The 5,138-nt window shown below is 64.7% G+C and carries 4 protein-coding genes and 1 pseudogene; 3 read left to right on the top strand and 2 right to left on the bottom strand.

What is annotated here, in order from left to right:
- Positions 1-36: 36 nt before the first annotated feature.
- A complete protein-coding gene (locus tag JHD07_RS32275) occupies positions 37-300 on the bottom strand; it encodes a hypothetical protein (protein WP_291629490.1) in 264 nt (87 codons plus the stop codon).
- A gap of 145 nt (positions 301-445) precedes the next feature.
- Between JHD07_RS32275 and JHD07_RS32270 the strand changes: the two genes are divergently transcribed.
- Complete coding sequence (locus tag JHD07_RS32270) at positions 446-1,942, top strand: diguanylate cyclase (protein ID WP_291629488.1); 1,497 nt, start codon at positions 446-448, stop codon at positions 1,940-1,942.
- Positions 1,943-2,058: 116 nt separating this feature from the next.
- On the opposite strand, the gene JHD07_RS32265 is transcribed toward JHD07_RS32270, so the two are convergent.
- Entirely contained in the window at positions 2,059-2,934 is an 876-nt protein-coding gene (locus JHD07_RS32265; protein WP_291629486.1) for a UTP--glucose-1-phosphate uridylyltransferase, read from the bottom strand.
- A gap of 206 nt (positions 2,935-3,140) precedes the next feature.
- On the opposite strand from JHD07_RS32265, the gene JHD07_RS32260 reads away from it, so the two are divergent.
- Both JHD07_RS32260 and JHD07_RS32255 read left to right on the top strand, forming a co-directional pair.
- Positions 3,141-4,526 (top strand): lytic murein transglycosylase, encoded by a 1,386-nt coding sequence (locus JHD07_RS32260; protein WP_291629485.1) that lies wholly within the window; start codon positions 3,141-3,143, stop codon positions 4,524-4,526.
- Positions 4,527-4,696: 170 nt separating this feature from the next.
- Positions 4,697-5,138: pseudogene (locus tag JHD07_RS32255) on the top strand (DUF459 domain-containing protein); the annotation flags it as partial.

Raw genomic sequence — 5,138 nt, 5'->3', positions numbered from 1 at the left:
CCTTGTGGGAGAGGGGAAGAGCGCGCCCCATAAACATCACCGCCGTCGCTCGTTCTTCTGCTTCCTGAACCGCACGCTCGCACCATCCGGCATCCGTGTCGCCACGAACCCGGCGGCGAGGCAGGCTTCGCGTTGCGGCATCTGGATGTCAGGGCTGCGCAGGCTGTCCCACCAGGAGGCACGCTGGGCCGCGCGCGGCAACGCCGCGCCGATGATCTCCTCGATCTGTTCGAAGCTCAGCACGAACTCCTCCTGCTTCTGCCGCTGCAGAAAATCGCGCAATGCGTCGTAATCGTTCACGTCTGTCCTCTCGTCGGCCCCGGAAGATCAAGCCTGCCAAAAATCGTTAGGCGCATAAACCGATCCTTAACTCATTGGCGCCGCGCCGTCCTGCCTTAAACACTACTCAAGATTTCGGGCGCATCCACTGGTATCGGGAGCGATGATGCTGTCTGGATGGCGTGAGATAACGGCCCGCGGGCCGTGGCGGATTTCGGCGAAACTGCTGATCGTCTCGTCCGTGGTGACGGTGATCGGATTTTCGGCCATTTGCGTCAACGTCATGCTCGACATGCGACGCGGCGAGGAGGCGCTCGCCCGCCAGACACTGGAGAACCTCGCGACCACCATCGAATCCGACATCAGCCGCAACGTCGAGATCTACGATCTGTCTCTGAAGGCGGTCGCCAGCAACATGCTGTTGCCCGAACTCACGACGGTCTCGCGGCCGATCCGTCACCTGATCCTGTTCGACCACGCCACCACCGCGAAACATTTCGGTGCCATCCAGGTGTTCGATGCCGGCGGCCGGCTGACCATCGACGCCTCCACGCTCGATCCCCTGCCGGAGGACCGGAGCGAGGAGGACTATTTCAGGGTTCACCGCGACAATCCCGGACAGGGGCTGTTCATCAGCCGCCCCATGCTGTTTCGCGGGGCCTACTCGATCGTGCTGAGCCGGCGCATCAGCGACTCGGACGGCGGCTTCATGGGTGTCGTCGCCGGCTCGATCCACTTCAGCTATTTCCACGAGCTGTTCGATCGGCTCAAGCTCGATCCCGACGACACCATCACCGTGCTCAAGCGCGACCGCACCATCATGATGCGGCGGCCGTTCGACCTCGACGTCATCGGCAAGAACCTGAACGAGCGCCAGACCTGGAAGGCCGACAATCTCAAATCCGGCGGAGCCTACGCCGGGCAGGGACCGGTGGACGCGACGCCGCGCCTCTACGTGCGCAGCACCGGCTCTGCTCCGATGTTCGTGGTAGCAGGCAAACCGCTGACCGCCGTGTTCGAGATTTGGCGGAAGGAAGCCTATCGTATCGGCGCCGTGGTCCTAGCGCTGATCCTGTTCATGCTGGCCTCGACGCTGGTGCTCGCGCGCGAGATCCACCGGCGCGCCGAGGCAGAGCGCAAGCTCGAGGAGATGGCGACGACGGACGCGCTCACGGGCCTGAAGAACCGCCGCAAGTTCGATTCCGTCATCGACGTCGAATGGCGCCGCGCCATGCGTCAGAAGGCGCCGATCGCGCTGCTCATGATCGATGCCGATCACTTCAAGGCCTACAACGACACGTTCGGCCACCAGGCCGGTGACCAGGTGCTGGTCGGTATCGCCATCTGCATTTCCGATTCGGTGAGCCGGGCCGGCGACTGCGTCGCGCGCTATGGCGGCGAGGAATTCGCGGTGCTTTTGCCGGACACCCCGGCCGCTAATGCCTTCAAGGTGGCCGAGACCATCCGCCTCAAGGTGCAGGGCTGGTCCGACGATCAGGCGATGTCGACGGTCTCCTGCGGCATTGCCAGCCTCGTTCCCGCCGCCGGCATGGACTGGCCCGTCCTGGTCGCCGCCGCGGACAAGGCGCTCTACGCGGCCAAGGCCGGCGGGCGCAACCAGTCGGTGGTTGCCAGCCTGTCTCAGCTGTCGCTGGTGGCGTGAGCCTCTCTCGCCGTCATTGCGAGCGAAGCGAAGCAATCCAGACTGTTTCCTTAGAGCCAGTCTGGATTGCTTCGTCGCTTCGCTCCTCGCAATGACGAGTGGAGAGATAGCGCCTGCTACTGCCCCAGATACTTTTTCATTTCCGCGATCAGGCCGTCGCGCAATTCCGGGCGCTGCATGCCGTAGGCGATGTTGGCGCGCAGGAAGCCTGGCTTGGAGCCGCAATCGTGGCGCTCGCCGTCGAACTCGACGCCGTAGAATTTCTGCGACTTGGCAAGGCCGATCATCGCGTCGGTGAGCTGGATCTCGCCGCCGGCGCCGCGCTCCTGGGTTTCCAGGATCTTGAAGATCTCGGGCTGGAGGATGTAGCGGCCGGTGATCGAGAGGTTGGAGGGCGCGGTTCCCTTGGCCGGCTTCTCGACCATGCCGTCGACCTCGAACATCTTGCCGTTGCGCTTGCCGACGCCGCAGATGCCGTATTGATGGGTGAGATGATCGGGCACCGCCTCGACCGCGATCAGGTTGGATTTCTCGCCGAGCGAGGAGGCCATCTCCATCATCTGCTTCAGGCAGCCGGGCGTGTTCAGCACGAGTTCGTCCGGCAGCACGACTGCGAACGGCTCGTTGCCGACGATGTCGCGCGCGCACCAGACGGCATGGCCGAGGCCGAGCGGCGCCTGCTGGCGCGTGAAGCTGACGGCGCCGGCTTCGGGCTGGTTCTGCGCCAGGATGTCCTGCTCGGCCTTCTTGCCGCGCGCGGCGAGCGTGGTGTCGAGCTCGAACATCCGGTCGAAATGATCCTCGATGACGTTCTTGTTGCGGCCGGTGACGAAGATGAAGTGCTCGATGCCGGCTTCCCTGGCTTCGTCATAGACGTACTGGATCAGCGGCTTGTCGACGATGGTCAGCATTTCCTTCGGCATCGCCTTGGTGGCGGGCAGGACGCGGGTGCCGAGGCCGGCGACGGGAAATACGGCTTTGCGAATTCTCATGTGATTGATCGAATACCTGGGGGCACATGTGACGGGAGCAATGGCTTCTTGCTAGCCTGTTTGCAGCCGCCAACAAAGGCGGATGTGGGGCCTCGGACAGTCAGAGTTAAGAAAAAGGCCGTCACCAAAATTTCACCTTTGTTAAGCTATTGGCAACGCTAACCGGGCCTCCTGTGGCGGATTATTCTCGGGCCGACGGGTGGGACATGATGCAATCAGTGGCAGGACTGGCAAGACGGGCGGGCGGAGCGGTGGTTGCGGCCGCTTTGCTGCTGCCGGCCGGCGCGCAGGCCCAGTCGCAGAACGGCCTGTCTAACTTGTTCGGCGGCATCTTCTCCGGATCGAACCCGGCACCGGCGCAACCCTCGCCCGGCCCCGGCGGTACGCCGACGGCAGCATTGCCCTGGACCGGCGAGGACGGCGCCTCCGGTCATCCGCTGATGACGGCTGCCGCGATCCGCGAGGCCGCGGGTAATTTCAGCAATTGCGTCGCCGCGATGTGGCCCGATGCCGCACGGCGCGGTGTCACGCAGGAGAACTTCCAGCGCTTCACCGCGGGGCTCTCGCCCGATCTGCGCATCATGGACCTGATGGACTCGCAGCCGGAGTTCACCAAGTCGATCTGGGCCTATCTCGACATCCTCGTGAACGACAACCGCCTCGCCAAGGGCCGCGAGGTGCTCGCCAAGTACAAGGCGCAGTTCGACGCGACTGAAAAGGCCACCGGCGTCGACCGCTACATCATCGCCTCGATCTGGGGCATCGAATCCAATTACTCGACGCAGATGGGCGACCGTAGCGTGCTGCAATCGACCGCCACGCTCGCCTGCATCGGCCGGCGCCAGGCCTATTTCAAGGACGAGTTCCTCTCCGCGCTGGAGATCCTCAACCGCGGCGACCTGCGGCCCGAGCAGCTGCGCGGCTCCTGGGCCGGCGCCTTCGGCCCGACCCAGTTCATGCCGACCGCGTTCAAGCGCTTCGCGGTGGACGGCGATGGCGACGGCCGGCGGGACGTCGTCGACAATCCGACCGACCTGATTGCCTCGACCGCCAACAATCTGAAGAAGGATGGGTGGCAGCCGGGCCAGACCTGGGGCTACGAGGTCGCGGTGCCGCAAGGCTTCAACTACATGCTGGCGGATCGCGCGAAGGCCATGCCGATCGCGCAATGGGAGAAGCTCGGGCTCAAGCGGGCCACCGGGCAGGCCTTCCCGCACCCGGCGGAGAAAGCCTATTTGCTCGCACCGGCCGGTGCGCAGGGACCGGGCTTCCTGATGCTGCAGAATTACCGCGTCATCATGAAATACAACCCGGCCGAAGCCTATGCACTGGCGATCGGTCATTTCGCCGACCGCCTGCGTGGTGGACAGCCCTTTGTGCAGCCCTGGCCGCGCCAAGAGCGCGAGCTGTCGCGGACCGAGCGGCTGGAGCTGCAGCAGCTGCTGGCCCAGCGCGGCTTCTACAAGGGTACCCCGGACGGCCAGTTCGGCGGTCAGACCCGCGAGGCGCTGCGCCATTTCCAGGCCTCGATCGGAGCGCCTGCGGACGGGTTTGCCTCCTCTGACATGCTGGACCGGCTGCGCGGGCGGTAAAATCGGTTTGAAAGTAACCCTGAAGGGGGATTTCGGCTGATGGCCTTGACGGGAGCGGCGGTTCCCCGGTGTATGGCCGAAGAATCTGCGAGAGAATCTGCCCGCTTGGCGCCTGATTCCGCTATTATGTCGAGATACCTCCAGTCCCCATGGCGCGTGCCCGAGATCGCATGTCGAAGAAGTCCCTGTTCAAGGCGCTGACCGAGACCGGCCCGTTGATCGCGCTGGGGACGGCGCTTGCGATCCTGGTTTCGATCGCAGCACCTGCTTCTGCGCAGTTCTTCAACTTCCCGGGCTTCGGCGGCCCGCCGCAGCGTTCGGCCCCACCGCCCCCACGGGGCGGCGGTGGGGGTGGCGGCTGGTTCGGCGGCGACTTCTTCGCGCCATTCCAGCAGCCGCCGCCGCAGGCGCCGCGCCAGGATTTTTCCCGCGCCCCAGCACCGGCCAAACGCGACACCATCCCTGAGAAGAACGTGCTGGTGATCGGCGATGCCATGGCCGACTGGCTCGCCTATGGCCTCGAAGACGCCTACGCCGAGCAGCCCGACATGGGCGTGATCCGCAAGCACAAGACCACGTCCGGCCTGATCAGGTATCAGCCCAGGGGCGAGC

Source organism: Bradyrhizobium sp., from assembly GCF_016462955.1.
Taxonomy (GTDB): Bacteria; Pseudomonadota; Alphaproteobacteria; order Rhizobiales; family Xanthobacteraceae; genus Bradyrhizobium.
This window is presented reverse-complemented; position numbering and strand designations above follow the sequence as displayed.